Origin of the sequence: Pseudomonas sp. KB_15 (assembly GCF_052114525.1) — a bacterium.
Taxonomy (GTDB): Bacteria; Pseudomonadota; Gammaproteobacteria; order Pseudomonadales; family Pseudomonadaceae; genus Aquipseudomonas.
This window is the reverse complement of the sequence record NZ_JBFREX010000021.1, coordinates 37047-56725: the sequence shown is the minus strand read 5'-3', so window position 1 is coordinate 56725 and position 19679 is coordinate 37047. Positions and strand designations below refer to the sequence as shown.

14 protein-coding genes and 1 tRNA gene are annotated in these 19679 nt (G+C 57.9%); 12 read left to right on the top strand and 3 right to left on the bottom strand.

The features are described from left to right. Positions 1–19 precede the first annotated feature (19 nt). Together AB4Z35_RS18055 and AB4Z35_RS18050 are read left to right on the top strand one after the other, a co-directional pair. Positions 20–913, top strand: a complete 894-nt coding sequence (locus tag AB4Z35_RS18055; protein ID WP_442098443.1) for a LysR family transcriptional regulator — start codon at positions 20–22, stop codon at positions 911–913. Positions 914–1071: 158 nt separating this feature from the next. Continuing rightward, the gene (locus tag AB4Z35_RS18050; RefSeq protein ID WP_442098458.1) at positions 1072–1890 is read left to right on the top strand and encodes an alpha/beta fold hydrolase; all 819 of its coding nucleotides are present in this window, start codon (positions 1072–1074) and stop codon (positions 1888–1890) included. A gap of 92 nt (positions 1891–1982) precedes the next feature. Here AB4Z35_RS18050 and AB4Z35_RS18045 read toward each other — a convergent pair whose 3' ends face one another. After that, the gene (locus AB4Z35_RS18045; protein ID WP_442098442.1) at positions 1983–3359 is read right to left on the bottom strand and encodes an MFS family transporter; all 1377 of its coding nucleotides are present in this window, start codon (positions 3357–3359) and stop codon (positions 1983–1985) included. 478 nt (positions 3360–3837) lie between these two features. Here AB4Z35_RS18045 and AB4Z35_RS18040 point away from each other — a divergent pair, with 478 nt between their 5' ends. Further along, positions 3838–4779, top strand: a complete 942-nt coding sequence (locus AB4Z35_RS18040) for a LysR family transcriptional regulator (protein ID WP_442098441.1) — start codon at positions 3838–3840, stop codon at positions 4777–4779. A 111-nt stretch (positions 4780–4890) separates the two neighbouring features. Then, positions 4891–6000 (top strand): MFS transporter, encoded by a 1110-nt coding sequence (locus tag AB4Z35_RS18035; protein WP_442098457.1) that lies wholly within the window; start codon positions 4891–4893, stop codon positions 5998–6000. A gap of 28 nt (positions 6001–6028) precedes the next feature. On the opposite strand, the gene AB4Z35_RS18030 is transcribed toward AB4Z35_RS18035, so the two are convergent. Further along, entirely contained in the window at positions 6029–6931 is a 903-nt protein-coding gene (locus tag AB4Z35_RS18030; RefSeq protein WP_007995882.1) for a LysR family transcriptional regulator, read from the bottom strand. A 117-nt stretch (positions 6932–7048) separates the two neighbouring features. Between AB4Z35_RS18030 and AB4Z35_RS18025 the strand changes: the two genes are divergently transcribed. From AB4Z35_RS18025 to AB4Z35_RS17990, 8 genes are all read left to right on the top strand, one after another. Continuing rightward, positions 7049–8239, top strand: a complete 1191-nt coding sequence (locus tag AB4Z35_RS18025) for a CaiB/BaiF CoA transferase family protein (protein WP_442098439.1) — start codon at positions 7049–7051, stop codon at positions 8237–8239. 14 nt (positions 8240–8253) lie between these two features. Next, entirely contained in the window at positions 8254–9222 is a 969-nt protein-coding gene (locus AB4Z35_RS18020; protein WP_442098437.1) for a hydroxymethylglutaryl-CoA lyase, read from the top strand. Next, on the top strand, positions 9219–9614 hold the full coding sequence (locus AB4Z35_RS18015) for a VOC family protein (protein WP_442098436.1): 396 nt from the start codon (positions 9219–9221) through the stop codon (positions 9612–9614). Before AB4Z35_RS18020 ends, AB4Z35_RS18015 begins: the two co-directional genes overlap by 4 nt. Then, positions 9611–10552, top strand: a complete 942-nt coding sequence (locus AB4Z35_RS18010; protein ID WP_442098435.1) for a D-2-hydroxyacid dehydrogenase — start codon at positions 9611–9613, stop codon at positions 10550–10552. Before AB4Z35_RS18015 ends, AB4Z35_RS18010 begins: the two co-directional genes overlap by 4 nt. Positions 10553–10819: 267 nt before the next feature. Continuing rightward, a complete protein-coding gene (locus AB4Z35_RS18005) occupies positions 10820–12151 on the top strand; it encodes a dicarboxylate/amino acid:cation symporter (protein ID WP_442098434.1) in 1332 nt (443 codons plus the stop codon). A 515-nt stretch (positions 12152–12666) separates the two neighbouring features. After that, positions 12667–13341, top strand: coding sequence for a tyrosine-type recombinase/integrase (locus AB4Z35_RS18000; RefSeq protein WP_442098433.1), 675 nt, complete (start codon positions 12667–12669; stop codon positions 13339–13341). Positions 13342–13382: 41 nt separating this feature from the next. Beyond that, a complete protein-coding gene (locus AB4Z35_RS17995; protein ID WP_442098432.1) occupies positions 13383–13928 on the top strand; it encodes a tyrosine-type recombinase/integrase in 546 nt (181 codons plus the stop codon). After that, positions 13910–14022 (top strand) — tRNA-Pro (locus AB4Z35_RS17990). Before AB4Z35_RS17995 ends, AB4Z35_RS17990 begins: the two co-directional genes overlap by 19 nt. A 548-nt stretch (positions 14023–14570) precedes the next feature. Here AB4Z35_RS17990 and AB4Z35_RS17985 read toward each other — a convergent pair. Continuing rightward, positions 14571–19676, bottom strand: a complete 5106-nt coding sequence (locus tag AB4Z35_RS17985; protein ID WP_442098430.1) for a hypothetical protein — start codon at positions 19674–19676, stop codon at positions 14571–14573. Positions 19677–19679 lie beyond the last annotated feature (3 nt).

Sequence of the window (19679 nt, the reverse complement as noted above, 5' to 3'; positions counted from 1 at the left end):
TTAAACCTATGGATTAATCATGATCAATTTTCGTCTGATTCGTCATCTCTGGTTGTTCCTGGCCGTTGCCGAAGAACAGAATTTCGGCCGCGCGGCCAAGCGTTTGGGCATGTCCCAGCCACCGCTGAGCGAGCAGATCCAGGTGCTGGAGCAGGCGCTCAAGGTGAAGCTGTTCGACCGTTCGCGACGCGGTGCGAAGCTGACTCCGGTGGGGGCGGCGATTCTGCCGGCGGTGCGCAAGTTTGCCGACCAACTGGAACGTCTGGAACTCGCTGTGGAGGAGGCGGTGGCGGGGCAGTCGGGGATGTTGACCATTGGCGCGATTTCCACGGCCATGTTCGATGTCTTGCCGGGTTTGATCGAGCAATTGAAGAGCGATTACCCGCATCTCACTGTCTCTGTACGGGAGATCGACAGCGTCGAAGCCGTGCCGGCGCTGGAAGCAGGGGACATCGACCTGGCCTTCGCCCGGCTGGACGGCGATTTGGGGGTCTCGATCAAATCACTGCCGCTGACTCAGGACCGCCTGGTTGTGGCCCTGCCCAGCGATCACCCCTTGGCTGCGCGCACGCGAATCAGCCTGTCCAGCCTGGCCACTGAACCCTTGGTGATGTTTTCCCGAAAGGTCAGTCCGGTCTACTTTGACAATTTGATCGCGACCTGCCGCGCCAGCGGTTTTTCCCCGCGCGTGCTGCATGAAGTGCGCTCGGTCGCCTCGCAAATTGCCTTTGTCAGCTGCGGCCAGGGCATCGCGCTGGTACCGGCGTCGCTGAAAAAACTGGCGCCCGACAACGTGGTGTTTCGAGCGCTGAGCCAGAAGCTCAATGTCGTGACCACAGCGGTGGCCTGGAATGCAGATCGGCCCAACCCGCTGGTGGAGGAGCTGGTCACCCGGCTCCAATCCCGGGCGTGAGTTGACCAAGGCCCTTGCGTGAATACGAGTGATAGGTTTGGCGTATGTAAGCCTTCCCGTATTAGGAATTTACAGAAGGTTCGATTCCCTTGAAATTGCGAACCTGGCTGCCGGCGACCCAGGTTCGGCCCAACCTTTTCGCTCAAGGAGTCAACAAGTTGCCCTCACCAGAAACGTTCACTCACGTGCAACTCCCCCTGACGGTGGAGGGTGTCCAACTGAACGTGGCCGCCCTCCATCGCGACGGCGTCCTGGCGCCGATCGTGTTCCTGCATGGTTTTGGTTCGACCAAAGAAGACTATGCCGACATCGTGCAGCAGCCCGCATTCGCGGGTCACCCTTTCGTGGCTTACGACGCACCGGGTTGCGGCGAAAGCCAGTGCAATGACCTGTCCAGGATATCGATTCCCTTTCTGCTGCAGACGGCGCTGCAGGTGCTCGAGCATTTTGGCATCGAACGCTTCCATCTGGTCGGCCATTCCATGGGGGGGCTGACCGCGCTGATGCTGGCCCATCAGTTCCCGGGCCGAGTGCTCAGCTTCGTCGATATCGAGGGCAATATCGCCCCGGAGGACTGCTTTCTCAGCCGACAGATCGTTGACTATCCGAGCAACGATCCCGATGCGTTTTTCGTGGCCTTCATTGAACGTGCCCGGCACGCCCCGGCCTACGCCAGTGCGCTTTATTCCGCGAGCTTGCGGCACAAGGTGCGTGCTGGTGCGGTGCGAGGGATTTTCCAGTCGATGGTCGATCTCTCYGATAATGCCGATCTGATGGGCAAATTTCTCGGGTTGAAATGCCCAAGGATGTTCATGTACGGCGAACAGAACGCTTCATTGTCCTATCTCTCGCATATCCAGGCCGAAGGTGTCCGGCTGGCGCCCATTCCTGACTGCGGGCATTTCCCGATGTATTCCAACCCCGTCGCGATGTGGCAACAGATCGCCGATTTTCAGGCGAGCAGCCTTACCGGGTGAGTCTGGTCGTCCTGAGGGCTTCCTGCGGTTGCAAAAAAGGGCCCATGGATCTCATGGGCCCTTTTCAATTACCTGCTGTAATCGTCAGTGTTTCAAACGCTCGCAGCGTGCGACTTTGCGCACCCCTTCAAACCGGTGCGCTCTTCGACCTCACCGGAACCGCTGATGTACCCGTAGCGCGACAGGTTCGGCATCAGCATCGCGGCGATGAAAGTGATGGTCACTACGGCTGCGACATAGAAGAAGAAATACTCCTCAATGCCTTGGGACCGGAGTGACAAGGCCACGTACTCAGCGGTGCCGCCGAATGCCGCATTGCCGACAGCGTACGGAAAGCCCACGCCCAGAGCACGCACCGCAGGCGGGAACAGTTCAGCTTTGACGATCCCGGCAATCGGTGTGTAGAGCGACGCAATGACCAGGCCGCCGAACACCAGCAGGAACGCTGTAAACGGGCTGCTAACTGACTGCAGCGAATAGAGCAGGGGGATCACCAGCAGCATGGCCAATCCGGAAAACATCAGCATGTGTGCCTTGATCCCGATACGGTCAGCGAGCAAGCCAAACAGTGGCTGGCAGAACATGAAGCCGACCAGGGCCGCGGTCATGATGAAGCTGACCGTTTCCGGGTTGAAACCGGCGGAGATCACCAGAAACTTTTGCATGTAGGTGGTGAAGGTATAGAAATACAGTGAACCGCCGATGGTGAACGCCACCACCAGGGCAACGGCCCGCTTGTGTTTGAACATGCCGCGCAGAGAGCCGGCGTCTTTGCGGCTCATGTCTTTCTTGGTGGCGGTTTCATGCATGGCGCGGCGCAGATACACCACCACGATCGAGCTCAAGGCGCCGATGAAGAACGGAATCCTCCAGCCCCATTCACGCAACTCCTCGCCGGTCAGGGTTTGCTGGAGAATGACTACGGTCATCAAGGCCAGCAATTGGCCGGCAATGATGGTGAAGTACTGAAACGAGCCATAGAAACAGCGCCGGCCCGGTGTCGCGATTTCGCTGATGTAGGTGGCGCCAGTGCCGTATTCCGCACCGACCGACAGGCCCTGAATCAGCCTGGCAACCACGAGCAGGATCGGCGCCGCGACCCCTATGGTTGCGTAGGTCGGCATGACGGCGATCAGCAACGAGCCGGCGCACATCATGAACACCGAGATAATCATCGAGACCTTGCGGCCGCGAGTGTCAGCAATCCAGCCGAATATCCAGCCACCGAGCGGGCGCATGAAAAAACCGACGGCGAAGACGCCCGCAGTCGCCAGTAGCTGGCTAGTGGTGTCTCCCTTGGGGAAAAACGAAGCGGCAAAGTAGATGGCGGTGTAGGCGTAAATGAAAAAGTCGTACCACTCCACCAGATTGCCCGAGCAGGCACCCATGATGGCTTTGACGCGGTTCGGTGCTCTCATCGGAGCGGCTTCGGCAGCGTGATCTTTGGTGTCTGTGATTGATGCGGACATGTTATTCACCCTTTCTTCAAGGCGAGGGGGGACGAGGAGCGCGACTGACTCGATGGTTTTTTGGGTTTAACGAAAAGGCGTGTACCCGCTCACGGCCGGTTTTCTGAAGAGAAGGGGGGAGGGAGGATGCACGAGCGTGGCGAACTGTATGTGGCCCGGGGAAATCGGTAAGGTCAGGTAAGACGAAGCATTGAACATCATGGCGCGAGCCCTCGAATCTTATTCTTGTAGTGAGTCGAGCGCTCTTTGGCGCCGACGTTGATTGCACGCTACCGCAGAGTCAGGAGGGTAATAAGCCGTCAGGCGGGCCTAACTGATATACCTAAATTCTATAGCTTGGCGTGTAGCCCCAGCGGGCTGGGGCATACAGCCGGCTCGAAAGTCTTGAGGCCTCACGACACGCGGTTTGCGGGGCATTCCAAGGTGCGCAAATGCGATTACACTCACACCACTTTCGACGCATATCGCGCCGAGCCCGATGCTGACTGGCCTGGTAATGGATGTCGTTCAACTCAAAACCCTGATTCATGTGGCCGAGCTGGGCAGTCTCAGCAAGGCCTCCGACCGGCTACACATCGCACAACCGGCACTCAGCCGACAAATTCGATTGTTGGAAAAAGAGCTTGGCACCTACCTGTTTGATCGACATGGGCGAGGCATGGAGATTACCGATGCCGGTCGCGAAGTGCTGGCGCATGCCACCCGCATCATGGAAGAAATGGAGTCCATTCGAAGTTCTGTTGTAGGCGGAAAGACCTCTTTTCGGGGAACGGTCGTTATCGGTACGACGCCGACGGTAGCGGAAATTGTCACAGTCCCTCTGGTGCGCAAGATCAAAGAAGCGCATCCGAATCTCGCTGTCAGGTTTTCCTCGGCCTTCAGCGGCTATCTGCTGGATTGGGTGCAGCGAGGCGAATTGGAGCTGGCGATTTCTTACGATCCCCAGCCCCTGCATACGCTGCGTATCGTGCCGGTGATGATGGAAAATCTGCTGTTGGTCGGCCCCGCCAGCGCCAACCTGCGTCTTGATACGCCGGTGTCGTTCGAGTCTTTGGCTGAGCAGCAATTGGTATTGCCGAGTGCTCGACATAGCCTTCGCGTGATTCTGGATGATTGCGCGCGTGAAGTCGGGATCAAGCTGAAGACCAGCGTTGAAGCCGACTCCTTTGGCGCGATGATCGCCTTGGTCTGCAATGGGTTCGGCTTGACCGCTCTGCCTTTGGCATCGATTTACACGCAAATCGAATCTGGCGTGCTCAGTGCCGCCCCCTTGGTCGACCCCGTTCCAATGCGCAAATTGGTTCAGGTCTTTCCTGCAGACAGACGGGTCAGTCCGGCTGCCAAATTCGTCGGAGATGTCTTCATCGAAATTGCTGCAGACCTGGTCAATCGCAAGATTTGGGCCGGACACATGCTTTGAATTCTCGTTCGATCTGTTAGCCCCTCCGTGTAATAGTTTCTCACCACTGATGACACTGTCTTGAACCAACAAACGCGATTGCCTGGCGTATTCGGCATTTTTATATTGGGGATGCTGCAAGTTCTGGTCTGGGGAGGTTCGTTCTTCCTGATGGCCGTCATGGCCGATCCGATTATGAGAGAGACCGGTTGGGCCAGCCAATGGGTGTATGGCGCACTGTCTCTGAGCATTCTGGTTTCTGCGATGCTGGCGCCATTGACCAGTCGGCTTATCGCCCGCTACGGTGGCCGCCCCATCCTGGCCAGTAGCGGCCTGGGCGTCGCCATCGGGTTGTTTCTGATGGCCAGCTCGACCTCGTTGCCGATGTTTCTTTTGTCCTGGGCAGTGATTGGCGTCGGTATGGCGCTGGGGCTGTATGAAGCGCTATTCGCCGCTTTAGGTTCCCTATACGGGGAGCGCGCGGGTAGTGCGATTACCGGGATTACGCTTATTTCAGGGTTTGCGACAACACTGTCGTGGCCCGCGGTTGCACTGGTCATCGAGCACGTTGGCTGGCGCACGACGTGCGTGGCGTATGGGGTGTTATTGGTCATTGCCGTGGCACCGCTTTATCTCTGGGTGCTGGCGCGAGGTGCGGGGCCTCTCGCAAAAAGCCAGGCAATGGGTGATGAAAACCTCTCAATCGATCGTAGGATCTACCTGCTGCTCACGCTGATTTTTGCGCTGGGTGCAGTGATCATGACGGCGATGTCGGTCCAGCTGATTTCATTGTTGCAGGGGCAGGGCTACTCACTTGCAGCTGCCATCGGACTGAGCGCCTTGCTGGGGCCGAGCCAGGTAGGTTCGCGCGTTCTACAAGTGTTTTCGCGAAAGCGACACCCGATCTGGACGACGTTGATCTCCGTGGTATTCGTGGCAATCGGTCTGCTGTTGGTGACGATCGCGCCGGCAATGACCGCGCTAGGTCTGGTGATCTACGGCGCGGGTAATGGTTTGCGGGCGATCGTTCGAGGCCTGCTGCCACTGACCCTGATGTCGCCCACCCTTTATGTTTTGCTGATGGGGCGTATGGCGCGGCCTTCGCTCATTGGACAAGCCTTGACCCCCATCGCGGGCGGTTACCTGTTGCAGACCTGGGGTGCTGGCAGTGTGCTGGCTGGCCTGACTTCTCTGGCCGTATTGAATGTGCTGTTGGTCTTGTTGCTCATTCGGCTGGTGTGAAAAGAACAGCGTTGAACCAGCGACAGGGTCAGCCATGCACGTTGCTCAGATACTCAAACAACTTGGCCGCTTCCGGCGTCAGTTGCGCCTGACTCGTGACCCCCACGAACAAGGTACGGTGCGCCCAGTCATCGCTCAAGTCGACAGCGATCAGGCGGGTACCGAGCAGTTCGGCACGTACGGATGACAACGGCAGAATCCCGATGCCCAAACCGGCTTCGATCATGCGGCAGATGCCGTCGAAGCTGCTGACCTGGATTCGGACCTTGAGGATTTTGCCCGCACTCACGGCGGCATCGGTGATTCTGCGCAGCAACGAGCTGCCCTGGTTGAGCGCTACATAATCGAAGCCAAGCGTGTCGGCAAAGGACACGCTGCGCTCATTGGCCAGTTCATGGCCGACCGGCACCAGGAGTACGAGTCGGTCGTCACGATAGGGCAGTTTGTAAAGACCCTCAGCCGGTACGTTATCGGCAAAAATGCCGATGTCGGCACGCCCGTTTTCCACGGCTTGAATGATGGGTTCGCTGAGTGCTTCTTCCAGTCCGATACGCACGTTCGGGTTCGCCCGCAGGAACGACGCGAGGTCATCCGGCAGGAACTGGACGACGGCGGAAGTGTTGGCGAACAACCGCACATGCCCACGCACCCCGACCGCGTAATCACTGGCGTCGCACGCCATCCGGTTCACACCTTCCAGAATCGTTCTGGCATGTTCAACGATCCCTTGTCCCGCCGCAGTCAGTTCGAGCCCCCTTGGCAGACGCACGAACAGCGGGCACTGGGTCGTTCGCTCCAGCTCGGCCAGACGTTTGCTGGCCGCAGAGACCGTCATGTTGGCCTTTTCGGCGGCGCGGGTCAGGTTGCCGGATTCGGCGGCGAAGATCAGCAGGCGTAACGACAGCAGATCGAAATGCAGGGGATTGATCATCAAGAGGATCCAAGGTTTTCCATTCTGGAAAGGGTAGTGGCGAAATATGAAATTTTCATCTGCCTGGTTTGTGTCGATTATCCATGCCACAAGTACTCAACAAGAACGGGAAACGTCATGAGGTTACCTCTGCAAGGTGTCAAGGTCGTGGAGCTCGGTCAACTGATTGCCGGGCCATTTGCGGCGAAAATGCTCGGTGAATTTGGCGCCGACGTGATCAAGATCGAACCTCCGGTCACCGGTGACCCATTGCGCAAATGGCGCCTGCTGCATGACGGTACTTCCGTCTGGTGGGCCGCGCAGTCTCGTAACAAACGTTCGCTGACCCTCGACTTGCGCCAGCGTGAAGCCCAACAGGTTGTGCGCCAGTTGCTGGCCGATGCGGATGTGCTGATCGAGAATTTCCGCCCAGGCACCCTGGAAAGCTGGGGGCTGGGCTGGGAAACACTGCACGCCCTGAATCCGAAACTCATCATGCTGCGGGTCTCCGGTTACGGCCAGACCGGGCCTTACCGTGACCGCCCCGGATTTGGCGTGATCGGTGAAGCGATGGGCGGGTTGCGGCATCTTTCCGGTGAGCCTGGGCGCACGCCGGTCAGGGTGGGCGTTTCCATTGGCGACTCGCTGTCGGCCTTGCACGGGGTGATCGGGATTTTGCTTGCCTTGCGTCATCGCGAGCAGAACGGTGGTGACGGCCAGCAGATCGACGTGGCGCTGTACGAGTCGGTGTTCAACATGATGGAAAGCCTGTTGCCCGAATACTCGGTGTTCAACGTCGTTCGGGAGCCCGCCGGCAGCAGTTTGCCGGGTATCGCCCCGACGAATGCCTATCGCTGCCGTGACGGTGGTTTTGCCTTGATCGCCGGCAATGGCGACAGCATCTATCAGCGCCTGATGGAAGTGATTGGTCGCCGTGATCTGGGGGCCGATCCCGAGCTCGCGCAGAACCACGGCCGAGTGCTGCAGGTCGAGCGCATCGATGCCGCCATCTCCGAATGGACCGCGCGGCTCAGCCTCGACGAAGTCTTGTCGATCTTGACTGAAGCGCGCATCCCGGCCGGCCGGATTTACAACGCTGCCGACATTGCCCAGGACCCACATTACCGGGCGCGCGACATGCTGCTCGATAGCCAGCTGGACGACGGCACGCCGGTGACCTTGCCCGGCATCGTCCCCAAGCTGGGTACCACGCCTGGCAGCGTGACTCGCTCGGCACCGACCCTGGGCCAACATACCGCCGAGATTCTTGGTGAGCTTGGCATCGACGCTGCGCAGCAAGCCGACTGGCGCCAACGCGGCATCATTTGAACCGGAGAATGAACATGCAACGTCTTTTTTTGCAGGAAGTCGCGACCCGTGACGGCTTCCAGAATGAAGCGCGGTTTATCGAAACCGTCGACAAGATCGCCATGATCGACGCCCTCAGTCAGTGTGGTTTCGCCAAGATCGAGGTCACCTCGTTTACCTCACCCAAGGCCATTACCGCGCTGCGCGATGCTGAAGCGGTGATGCAAGGCATCCGCCGCAACCCGGCGGTGGAATACACCGTGTTGGTGCCTAACGTGCGTGGTGCCGAGCGGGCTCTGGCGTGCAACATCGATGAAGCCAACCTGGTGATGTCGGTCAGTGAACCGCACAACCGTTCCAATCTGCGCATGAGCCGCGAGCAGTCGTTTGCCCAGCTCAGCGAAGTGGTCAGCGTCATCGGTCAGGGGCCGGTGGCGATCAATGTGTCGTTGTCGACGGTGTTCGGCTGCCCGATGCAGGGCGATGTGCCGGTGGGGGAGGTGTTGCACTGGGTCGAGCGCTTCGCCGACCTGGGTGCTCGCGGCGTGACCTTGTGTGACACCACTGGCATGGCGTACCCGAGTCAGGTCGAGGTGCTGTCCCGGGCAGTCCGTGAGCGTTTTCCGGCGCTGCAACTGACCCTGCATTTCCACAATACCCGTGGCATGGGCCTGGCCAATGCGCTGGCGGCCATCGAGGCCGGGGTCGATCGTTTCGATTCGTCCCTTGGTGGCCTGGGCGGTTGCCCTTATGCGCCGGGGGCCAGCGGCAATGTGTGCACCGAAGACCTGTTGCACATGCTGCAGTTGATGGGCTTCAACACCGGGGTTGATCTGGACCGGGTGCTGGCAGTTGCCGCGCAGTTGCCGGGTTTGGTCGGCCACGACATTCCCAGCCAGATCCTCAAGGCCGGCAAACGCCTGGACTTGCACCCGATACCCGCCCACGTCGCCAGCCTGGAAAAACAGGTGCCGTCGGTCCGAACCCAGGAGCTGCGCCCATGATCGACCATCTCGACCATTTGGTGCTGACCACCATCGACCCTGTGGCTGCCGAGGACTTTTACGTGCGAGTCATGGGTATGCAGGTGCATACCTTCGCCGGTGGGCGCAAGGCGTTCGCTTTCGGTCAGCAGAAAATCAACCTGCACGTACGTGGCCGCGAGTTCGAGCCCAAGGCGCACTTGCCGGTGCCGGGAGCGTTGGACCTGTGTCTTATCGCCTCGATCCCCCTGGACCAGGTGATTGCCCACCTGGCCCGTGTCGACTGGCCAATCATCGAAGGCCCGGTGTTGCGCACCGGTGCCACCGGGCCGATCCGTTCCGTGTATGTGCGTGATCCGGACCTGAACCTGATCGAAATTTCCGAACCCGTCCAGCCGGAGCGTGCAGCATGAAAGTGGTGTTTCTCGACAGCGACAGCCTGCCCGTTAGCATTGCCCGGCCGGCCTGGGTTACGGACTGGCAGGACCGCCCCGACACGACGCCGGACCAAGTGGTGGACGCCGCCCGGAATGCCGATGCCGTGATCACCAACAAGGTGCGCATCGGCCGGGCTGAACTTGAGCAACTGCCGAACCTGCGATTCATTTGCGTCGCGGCCACCGGTTATGACTGCATCGACCTGGCGGCCTGCCGCGATTTTGCCGTGACGGTGTGTAACGTCCCGGCCTACTCGGCGCAAAGCGTCGCCGAGTCGGTGATTGCGTCAATCTTCGCCCTGCGTCGACAGCTGTTCGTCTACCAGGCCGCTGCGCTGCGGGACTGGCCAGGTTCGCGACATTTTTGCGTCCATCGCGCGCCGATCCGGGATGTTCAGGGCAGCGTGTTGGGCATCATCGGCCGAGGTGGTATCGGCCTGGCCACGGCGCGTCTGGCGAGCGCCCTGGGTATGCAGTTGCTGTTTGCCGAACACCGTGACGTGATCCCGGTGCGCAAGGGTTATCAGGCTTTTGAAACGGTGTTGGCGCAAAGCGACGTGATTTCTCTGCACTGTCCATTGACAGCGCACACCCGACACCTGATCGGGGCTCCTGAACTGGCGCAGATGAAACCCGGCGCGTTGCTGATCAATACCGCTCGCGGACCGTTGGTGGAGGAAGCGGCGGTGCTCGATGCGCTGGACAGCGGCCGCCTCGGTGGCGCGGCCCTCGATGTGCTTTGCCAGGAGCCACCTCCGGCCGACCACCTTTTGCTCAATAGCCGCCATGCCAACCTGATCGTTACTCCCCACGTGGCCTGGGCCAGCCAGAGCAGCCTGCAACGGCTGGCCGACGGCATCCTTGGAAACCTGAAGGGCTACCACTCGGGGAACCTGATCAACCTCGTGTCGTAAATGTTTCACCACCCAACAAGAAGGTCCACTCATGAAAACAATAACAATCACACCGGTCCGCCAGCTTGTCTCGTTGTTCATTGCAGCGTTGTCCCCGGGGCCACTCGCTCGGTGTACCGGCGTGAGCCCTATCTCAACCTGATCGAGATTTCCGGGTACGTCCAGAAGTAACCATCACCCGAAACAATCTTTCCCTGGCGATCGGTCGCGCAGCGATAGGGCGATCGGCTGCCTGGGGAAACGCATCACGCCTGCGAGGAAGCCATCATGACAACAACAATTACACCCTCGATTGCCGAAAAACCACCGAGCCATTCGCGTCTGCGCCGAGTGGTCCGCCACCTGTATGTGCAGGTGCTGCTGGCGATCGTGCTGGGCATCATCTTTGGCCATTTCTACCCCAGCCTCGGCGAAGAAATGAAGCCTTTGGGCGACACGTTCATCAAGCTGATCAAGATGCTGATTGCACCGATCATCTTCTGCACCGTGGTCAGTGGTATCGCCAGCATGCAAAGTCTCAAACGCATCGGCCGGGTCGGCTTCAAGTCGCTGCTGTACTTTGAAGTGCTGACCACTCTGGCGCTGGTGATCGGGTTGGTCGGGGTCAACCTGATGCAGCCGGGTACGGGGATGCACATCAACCCGGCGACCCTCGACGGCCATGCCATCGACAGTTACAGCAAGCTGGCCCATGAACAGAGTGTGGTGGGTTTTCTCACCCATATCGTGCCCAGTACCGTGTTTGGCGCCTTTGCCGAAGGCGATATTCTCCAGGTGCTGTTCATTTCCATCCTGTTTGCCTTTGCCTTGCAGATGCTCGGTGCCGCCGGCAAGCCGCTGTTGAACCTGATCGACTTGGTGGCCCAGGCGTTCTTCCGTATGGTCAAGATCGTGATGTATGTCTCGCCGCTGGGGGCCTTCGGCGGCATGGCCTTTACCATCGGCAAGTACGGCGTCGGTTCCCTGGGGGCGTATGGCAACTTGCTGATCTGCTACTACGTGACGGCGCTGTTTTTTGTGTTCGTGATTCTCAACCTGGTTGCGCGCCTGGCCGGTTTCAGTCTGTGGCAGTTTCTCAAGTACATCCGTGATGAGCTGTTTCTGGTACTTGGTACCTCATCTTCGGAGTCGGCATTGCCTCGGTTGATGGGCAAGCTTGAACGCCTGGGATGCGAGAAATCGGTGGTGGGGCTGGTGGTACCTTCGGGTTACTGTTTCAACCTCGATGGCAGCTGTATCAACATGACGGTGCTGGCGATCTTCATCGCCCAGGCGCTGGATATCCCCCTCGACCTGTGGCACCAGGTCACGTTGTTGTTGATTCTGCTGCTGACCTCCAAAGGCGCGGCCAGTGTCACCGGCGGTGCATTCATTACCCTCGCGGCCACCCTCGGCAGCCTGGATGTGATTCCGGCGGCGGGACTGGTGTTAGTACTTGGGGTCTACCGGTTCATTTCCGAGGGCGGGGCGTTGATCAACGTCATCGGCAATGGTGTCGCCACGCTGTTCATTGCCAAGTGGGAAGGGGCGCTGGACGAAGAGAAACTGGCGGCCGAATTGCACAAGGGTTGTGCCCGTGAGCTAGAAACACAGCCCTGAACGAGTTGTCGCAAGACAGCCCCAAGACCACTCAGTCCACGAAAGCTGGGTGGTTTTGGGTTTCTAAATCGGGTGGTTTGAAGGTGTTCGCAAAACCGACCGACTGAATTTGGCAGGTTGACCGTCTGCTTTGGCCGATTTCTGCCGGTCACGACGGGCCGGAATCGACCCGTGCAAGCACTCAATGAAATCTGCTAATCGTTCCACGTATAGCTACGGAAAGCCAAGAGCCAAGGCATGGGCTGGCAGGTTTGTCCAAAAGCCAGAAACGACAAAGCCCTGAATAATCAGGGCTTTGTCGTATAAAGATGGCGGAGGCGATGTCTTTTGTTTTGATGTTCATTGACGTCCATTAAGGTTCTATTGGGAGCGTAAAACAATCGCAAAAACAGTCAGTTATGACGAGTTTTGTCTTTTGTGTTCCGCCTACAACCACGGAAAGCCAGGGGCCAAGGTATGGGCTGGAGTATGGGCTGAGACTCATCTAGATTCAGTCATCATCCTTTAAATCGGAGGTGACAGATGGCATCACTGACGACAAAAACCGTGGAGAAAATAATCAGGCCGGGTTGGCTGGAATGACCAATGATGGCGACGGCCTCTACTTGAAAGTCGGCCGCTCCGGTGGCGCCAGTTGGATCTTTCGCTACAAGATTGCTGGCAAGAGCCGAGACATGGGCCTGGGCGGGAGCCCCGAAGTAAGTCTCGCGAAAGCTCGTGAGAAAGCAGCAGAGGCCAGAAAGCTGAGCAAGTCAGGCGTCGATCCGCTCACCCATCGGGATGAGGAGTTGGAACGGCAACGGCTGGAAAAAGAAGCCGAGAGTTTAGCTCAGGCCACAGCCAAGGCCAAGGCAACCCCCTTCAAAGACGTTGCTCTCGACTATATTGCTGCCCACAGGGCGGGCTGGAAAAATGCCAAGCATGCACAGCAGTGGGAGAACACGCTGGCTACCTATGCGTTCAAGGTCATAGGTGAGCTTCCTACGCAGGAGGTAGGCATTGAGCATGTGCTGACAATCCTTAAGCCGATTTGGACAGTAAAACCTGAAACCGCCAGCCGGTTGCGAAACCGAATCGAATTGGTCCTTGATGCAGCAAAGGCCAAAGGGCTGCGCGATGGTGAAAACCCCGCTCGATGGCGGGGGCACTTGGACAAACTTTTGCCCCCTCGCCTAAGGTGCGCGCTGTAAAACATCATTCAGCCATTCCATGGATCGAGCTTCCAGCGTTTGTGGCAACTCTTGAGAAAGCACAAGATCTGATTTCCAAAGCCCTGCGCTTCACCATCCTGACAGCCCGCCGAACCAGTGAAGTGCTTGACGCTACCTGGGCGGAGATTGATCTCGTGGCAGGGATATGGACCATTCCGGCGTCGCGAATGAAAGCAGGGAAAGAGCACCGGGTTCCTTTGTCACAAGCGGCGTTGGATCTACTGATCGCTCTTCCAAGGGTAAAGGGGAACAATCATCTGTTTCCGGGTGCTCGAAAGGGGAGACCGCTGAGCAATATGGCGATGCTGATGGTGTTGCGTCGAATGAAGCGCAACGATCTCACGACTCACGGATTTCGCTCGACTTTTAGGGATTGGGCGAGTGAGGTCACCCACTATCCTCGAGAGGTCTGCGAGCAGGCACTGGCACATGCAGTAGACAGTGCGGTTGAGGCGGCTTATCGCCGTGGAGACCTTTTCGGCAAGCGGCAAATATTAATGGATCACTGGTCACGATATGTGTGTGGCATACAGGAAGTACAAGACAGTGGGACGGCTACCAATTGAGGCACAGCTTCCTACTAATCCCTGCTGATGTCGGTCGGTTGTGACTAGCATGGGGTGCTAGGGGGCGAGTGTTCGAATCACTCCGTCCCGACCACATAATYCAAGGGGTTGCGAGATTTTATCTCGCGACCCCTTTTTATTTTTAAGGCGTTTTCACCCCTACAAAACGACTGGCTCTCGGTGGAGCCTTAGGTCGCGCGTAGTTTCTGGAACGGCTGAAAAAGGGGGGCGCGTAGGAAATTCCACTCGAGGTTCGCCCCAAGTCCGAACGTTATGCTGTAAATCGATCAGGCACTCAAAGAACAGGTGGCCGACGCACTGAATAGCACCTCGGATAAGATATGTTCTGCGCAACTCACAGTTCACCGAACTGTAGCGAGGAGGGTAAGTAACTTTGGGTTCACGCCTATAGAGCTTTGGATGTTCGATGATCAGCACTGGAATGATTTCGCTCTGCAGTCCCAGTGACCGAACTGGGGACCGCGGGGCTTTGGGTCTGAAACAGTCTCCGGACGAACGCCCGAAAGCGGCCGTTCATGAATGACCGCTATTGGCTGTGGATTACTTGACCAGTTCAGATTGGCTCCCTAAAACATGCAGGGGGATTCGGCGCGCGCAGGAAATTCAGTGCGAGCGGCGCAGTTACGGTTCAATTCGGCACCTTACTCCTTTGATGCTAAAGAAACGAAGATTGGTTGTTGAGGACCAGTGAAACTCGACTTGATAGTCGACGACCCCCGGCACCCACCAGCCGCGCAATTGATTGACCGGCCCGTCTTTGTCGATGTTGACGTTCCTGAATGGAAACAATGGGCGATTCGCGGGTAGCGCCACATCAACTGATGAAGCCTCGCTTCCATCGCTCCTGAAGTAGGCTTGTGGTGTCTCGACGCGCTGTTCTTGCGATATCGTGATGCTGAGATCGTGTGATCGCCACTGGCTTCCATCCGTGAGTATTGCGTGTAGGCCGTTGAGGCCATTGTTGTTTGTGAAGTCGTGTGTCGTAAGCAGAAGCTCTGAGACTAGTTGCTCGATGGTAAGCGAGCTTGCTGCCAACTTGATGGGTTCGTTCTGATAGACATCGACCACCGCTTCGATTGACAGTGGATCCGTGTTCGAAAGCCGTTCGCTGCTCATCCCGAAGTCCGGCGCAAAAATGCGCCCCGGTGCAGCTCTGCCTGGAGTCATCGAGTTACGGGTTTGCAGGGCTTCGACCTGGTAACTCTCCCACACCGGCAGCTCCGCAAGAACGACCAGGATGAAAACACGTGCGGCCGCGTCTGTGTCATTGCGCAGTAGATGGGCGGTCACCCCTCCATCCTTGTGCGGCCACTCGTTGCGGACGACCTCAATGTCAATTGCATTGCCGGCCGATGAAGTTTTGAAATTGAGGGCGAGCCACTTGTCGCTTTCCTGTAGCGACGGCACTGGTGCAGGCAGCGCATTTTCACTCATCTGTTTGAAGATGCCAGGGGATATTGCGAGATCGAAATCCTCCTTGGCACCGTTGAAATCGACTGTGTCCGATAGCCGTTTGGCGAAATCGCTTTCGGTCTTCTGGGCGAGGTATGAGTTTTCAGGTTGATCCAGCGTTGCGGAGCCGACATTGATTCGCAGGGAATCGCTGTTCAGGCTTTCCATAAGCGTCTCTTCGTCGCCTTCGATCGTCATGATGAGGGCGACCATCGGATCGTCGAGTCGTTTGCTCAGGGTGACTGGGGATGAGGATCCGATCCAACGATACGAGTTGTTCTCATCCTTGTCTTTACCCTCGAGGCGGCCGCGTTTGAGCGCCGTGAGACCGAATACCTTCGTCCTGTCGAGGTTGGTCCAACGCGACACTTCTTCAATTTTGATCGGGAACGTCGCCAGCAGTTGAGGCATCTCGACTCGCTTTCGCGACGCCAGGAAAATGGATGGCTTAGTGGCCGTTCCCATTACCCCATTCGGAATCGTGCATTGCGCGATGGGAATCGCAACGGTCGGTGAGTCTTTATCAAATTGGCCGAGCGACTTATCGATGATGGCTTCGAAGGTTTGAAGCACCGGCAAGGCCACTGTGAATTCTTCGTCATAGCGGCGATCGGACAAGGGTTCGAGGAAGCCGAACTGCTCGACGGTTGGGGAAAAACTTTCTGACACAGAAAGTGTGACCTGATCCTCGACGGCTGCCGTAGGACCATCCTCTTTCGCGATCTGCCTGGAAGCCGACATTCGAAAGAAACTTGCGGGCAGTATTTTGTTAGCCGCTTCATCACCCGCGAGGCAGGAGTAGAGATAGGCTTTGGAGTCGAAAAATACGCTTGGATCGCGTTTGAAGTCCATTGAGATACGCGCGACCAACTGGGCCCGGACAACACCGCCGGTCGCCGTTGCTCGTGCAAGATCGATAATGGCTGTTGGAAAAATCGGCTTGCCCTGGAGGTCAGCGGAAGCCGGATCGTGCATCGGCCACGCCAGCACGGCGAGATTATCCATAAGTGCTGAATAGCCGTGAGCATCCTGGCCGTAGTCATAAAGCGCCTTGAAGTATTGCGACCAGTCTGACGCCGTGTTGGCCCCCGCGAGCTCTATGTTGCTGCAGTTGATCAGGCATCCAATCCACTGCAGGTAACGACGGTACATCGTGTCGGTTTTCGCGCCAAAGAGGGGATGAAACTGGAGTGGCCGGAATCCGATCGGCATCAGCGTGATTTCCGCTTTGCCTGGTGCCGGGTCGACCGGCCCCTCGGGCACGATCCAGTCGTCAACGTCTACAACATCTTGAGGCAAGAGCCTGGTATCAGCGTTACTCGCCGCGCCTCCGCCGATGAGACTGCGAAAAACCCGTGTTTCGGCCGTTTCTGAGCTGTCTGCGTCGATGCCATCCGATCGATTCTTGAGATCGCCAAGCCAGGCTGCGAACCCTGCTTTGATCCGCGAATCATCCGGGTCCGTTGTATCGATGTTGCGCACCAATCGGCCTTCATGATCGTAAGTGTCGTCCAACGGCAACGGTTTACCGTCATCTTTCGTTGTCACAAGACGCACCAGCGTCCAGGAAGACGGCCCCCCGGCGGGAATCTTTTCCGCCGGCCGCTCGATTTTGAGCCGGAACTCGACCGCGTTTGAAAGCCGGTAGATGCGGTTCGCGTCACCGCTACGACTAAGTACTACCTGGACTTCCAGATCATCTTCCGGGATGGCGTCGTTGCGAATGCTGTAGAGCCTGGAGAGTTTGCTCTGCACCGCTGTCTTGATGTCATGAACGAATTGGCCAGGCGCCACCGGCTGGAGGGTGTCTCCCAACCTGAACTTGCCCTCCGGGCCAAGACCGAAACGGAAATCGTAGCGGACGAGGTGAGGGGCGAGAAGAATTTTGTCCGCCGCGCAAAGCTCCGCCACCGCATTCCAGGCCTCGACAAAAAGTGCCTGCCGATCAGTGTTCGCGCCAACGTTATCTGCTTTCAAAAAGCGTTGTCTGAAAATCAGCGTGGCGATCTCGTCCTCCGTGTATGGCTCGGCTGCCGGACTCGAGAATTTTACAGTCAGGAACTTGAGCGCTTCCTGACTTGCGCCGCTTTGAACCTTGGTGCGGACAGTCGTCGCCAAGTTGATGGGGAAGTCGAGCGGGCGCGCGACGTCAAGGTCTGGAAGCATGACGTTCGCTGCGCCGGAGATGTCGTTGTGTCCGACTAGCTCGGGCCCGAGTACGTGGGCAAGACGCGGCGACAAGGTGTAGGCCGTGGGCAGAGACGATGCACGGTCATAGAGCGCCTTGAAATGGTCTGGAATCGAATGGAGATCCAACTTCTTTCCATCTGTGGCCATCGCTCTGGCCGCTGTCGAAAAATGATAGGTGTGCAATCGGCACTCCGCGTCCGCAATGTTCTCTTGGTAGACGGGATAGAGGTTCCCTCGGCCGGTCAGATCCTCAATCGGTTCGCTTGAAGCACGGCCGGTAAGCCGCAAATTGACGAAACTCACAAGATCGTCCTGGAACTCCTCGGACGGCGTGACCGCTTCTATCGCATCGTGATTGTCGTGGATGAGTGGATAAGTGACCTTTGCCACGGCCTCGACACGGCTTGACGATTGTGCGAAATGGAAAGTGATGTCCCCCGCCAATCCGATCGACGGAATCAGGTACTTTCGTTCGTCTTCTGGCACGAGCGTGACAAGCTGGAGACGATGAAATTCTTCCGTGTTATCGAGGCCTCCGGGCGGTACCGGATATCGAGTTTCCCAATAGGGCGGATCAGCAGAGCGCTGCTGTGCGGTCAGTCGTATGGATCTGCCGATAAGTAGCGTGACCCCGTTGCCGTTCAAGTCGGAGTCTGCTTTCGGCCTTACAAAGAACAGAAGTGTCGGCAATGCATCGCCGTCGACACCATCCCAAAGCAGCCACCCCCAGAAGACAAACTCGGGCTTTGCGCCCAAGGGGACGTCGTTCTCGTCCTCCCAGCGAACCTCATTGGTGAAGAGCTGGTGTAGCCTCGCCTGTTGCGCGGCCCAACTCAGGCCTTTTGTGACGCGATCCAGCTCCGCGAGGAAATCGGCACGATCCTCGGCATGTGGTACCAGGCGCATGAGCACGAAACCATTCGGGCCAGCTTTCTTGGGGAAACCGCGATAGAGGCGTAGCCGACATTGCAGTGCAACAAATGGCTGAAACTCCAACAGAGGCGGAATCACCGAGAGCCCGGATGCAGTTGATGGTGTGCTAGCGCTCAACTCGTCCGGCAAACGGACATCGACCCTCAAGCGCCGGACATCAGCCAGAGAGAGGTCATTCTCGGGCATCCCGGGCGCGGCTTCGCGGCGGCGCACGAAACATTCACCGGCGGCGCGATAGGGAAATGTCATCAGCCCGTCGTTTACGTAGATGCGGTTGGCAAGATCCGGCATCCAGTTCAGCTCCACCTTGCCGGGATACTGTGTATCGAGAGTGGCGAAGAAGCTTGCGATGCTGTCCTGTCCTGGTGTAACGAGGGCCGAAAAACGGAACTCCTTCAATGCCACACCAGCGCTTTCGAGCGTGATCTTGAGGTCGGTGACGGTTTTCAGTTTCGCGAGGTCGGATCGTGACCCCAGGCGTAATGTATGGCCAAGCAGGCTATGAAGGCTCGCAGCCGTTAATCCTTCACTCGGTGCAGTAATCGGAATGATGGCTGTGTCTGTCGACACTCCCGAGATCATCGCGTCGGTCGCGAGAAATGTCCGTCCGAGTGTCTGAGCGCGCATCATCTCGTCGGCGAGGGTCGCAAGCGGCGCATTCTCGCTCAAAGCATCCTTGAGACTCTCGATGTAACCATAGGCAAACGGCTTCCCCTGTTCCGGAGGCCGAGGGGGGGCGGACGTGATGTTGTTCTCGCCTTCGCCGTCGACACCAGGTTTATTCAGTTGCCAAAGCTCGTCGGGATCGACGACGCTCAGGCGTTGCGATCGCTGAACAATGTCGATTTCCGACCACGCACCGCCGTCGTATTGAATGGCAACCTTTATGTCCACATCGCTGGGAAACGTAACCGGCTGGAAGCGTGCTGGATGGTAGGGCACCACGACTTCCGAGACCATCTTGTAGTCGACGCCATTGCCGGTATGGCCGGCGACGATCCAGTCCTTGAAGTGTTCTTCGAAGGCTTCTGGATGGTTGACGTCGCCAATGATCACATGCGGCCGGAAAGAGAGCCACAACCCGCCGCGGACAGGGCTCCCCCAGTCGGCAAAGAAGAGGTCTGAGGCGATCAGAAGAAGAGGGCGGCTCATTTT

Excerpts from the sequence above, each read along its gene's own strand:
- AB4Z35_RS18045 (WP_442098442.1), bottom strand. The coding sequence starts at position 3,359 with ATGTCCGCATCAATCACAGACACCAAAGATCACGCTGCCGAAGCCGCT.
- AB4Z35_RS18020 (WP_442098437.1), top strand. The coding sequence starts at position 8,254 with ATGCAACGTCTTTTTTTGCAGGAAGTCGCGACCCGTGACGGCTTCCAG.
- AB4Z35_RS18015 (WP_442098436.1), top strand. The coding sequence starts at position 9,219 with ATGATCGACCATCTCGACCATTTGGTGCTGACCACCATCGACCCTGTG.
- AB4Z35_RS18025 (WP_442098439.1), top strand. The coding sequence starts at position 7,049 with ATGAGGTTACCTCTGCAAGGTGTCAAGGTCGTGGAGCTCGGTCAACTG.
- AB4Z35_RS18005 (WP_442098434.1), top strand. The coding sequence starts at position 10,820 with ATGACAACAACAATTACACCCTCGATTGCCGAAAAACCACCGAGCCAT.
- AB4Z35_RS18030 (WP_007995882.1), bottom strand. The coding sequence starts at position 6,931 with ATGATCAATCCCCTGCATTTCGATCTGCTGTCGTTACGCCTGCTGATC.
- AB4Z35_RS18010 (WP_442098435.1), top strand. The coding sequence starts at position 9,611 with ATGAAAGTGGTGTTTCTCGACAGCGACAGCCTGCCCGTTAGCATTGCC.
- AB4Z35_RS18040 (WP_442098441.1), top strand. The coding sequence starts at position 3,838 with ATGCTGACTGGCCTGGTAATGGATGTCGTTCAACTCAAAACCCTGATT.
- AB4Z35_RS17985 (WP_442098430.1), bottom strand. The coding sequence starts at position 19,676 with ATGAGCCGCCCTCTTCTTCTGATCGCCTCAGACCTCTTCTTTGCCGAC.
- AB4Z35_RS18035 (WP_442098457.1), top strand. The coding sequence starts at position 4,891 with ATGCTGCAAGTTCTGGTCTGGGGAGGTTCGTTCTTCCTGATGGCCGTC.
- AB4Z35_RS18055 (WP_442098443.1), top strand. The coding sequence starts at position 20 with ATGATCAATTTTCGTCTGATTCGTCATCTCTGGTTGTTCCTGGCCGTT.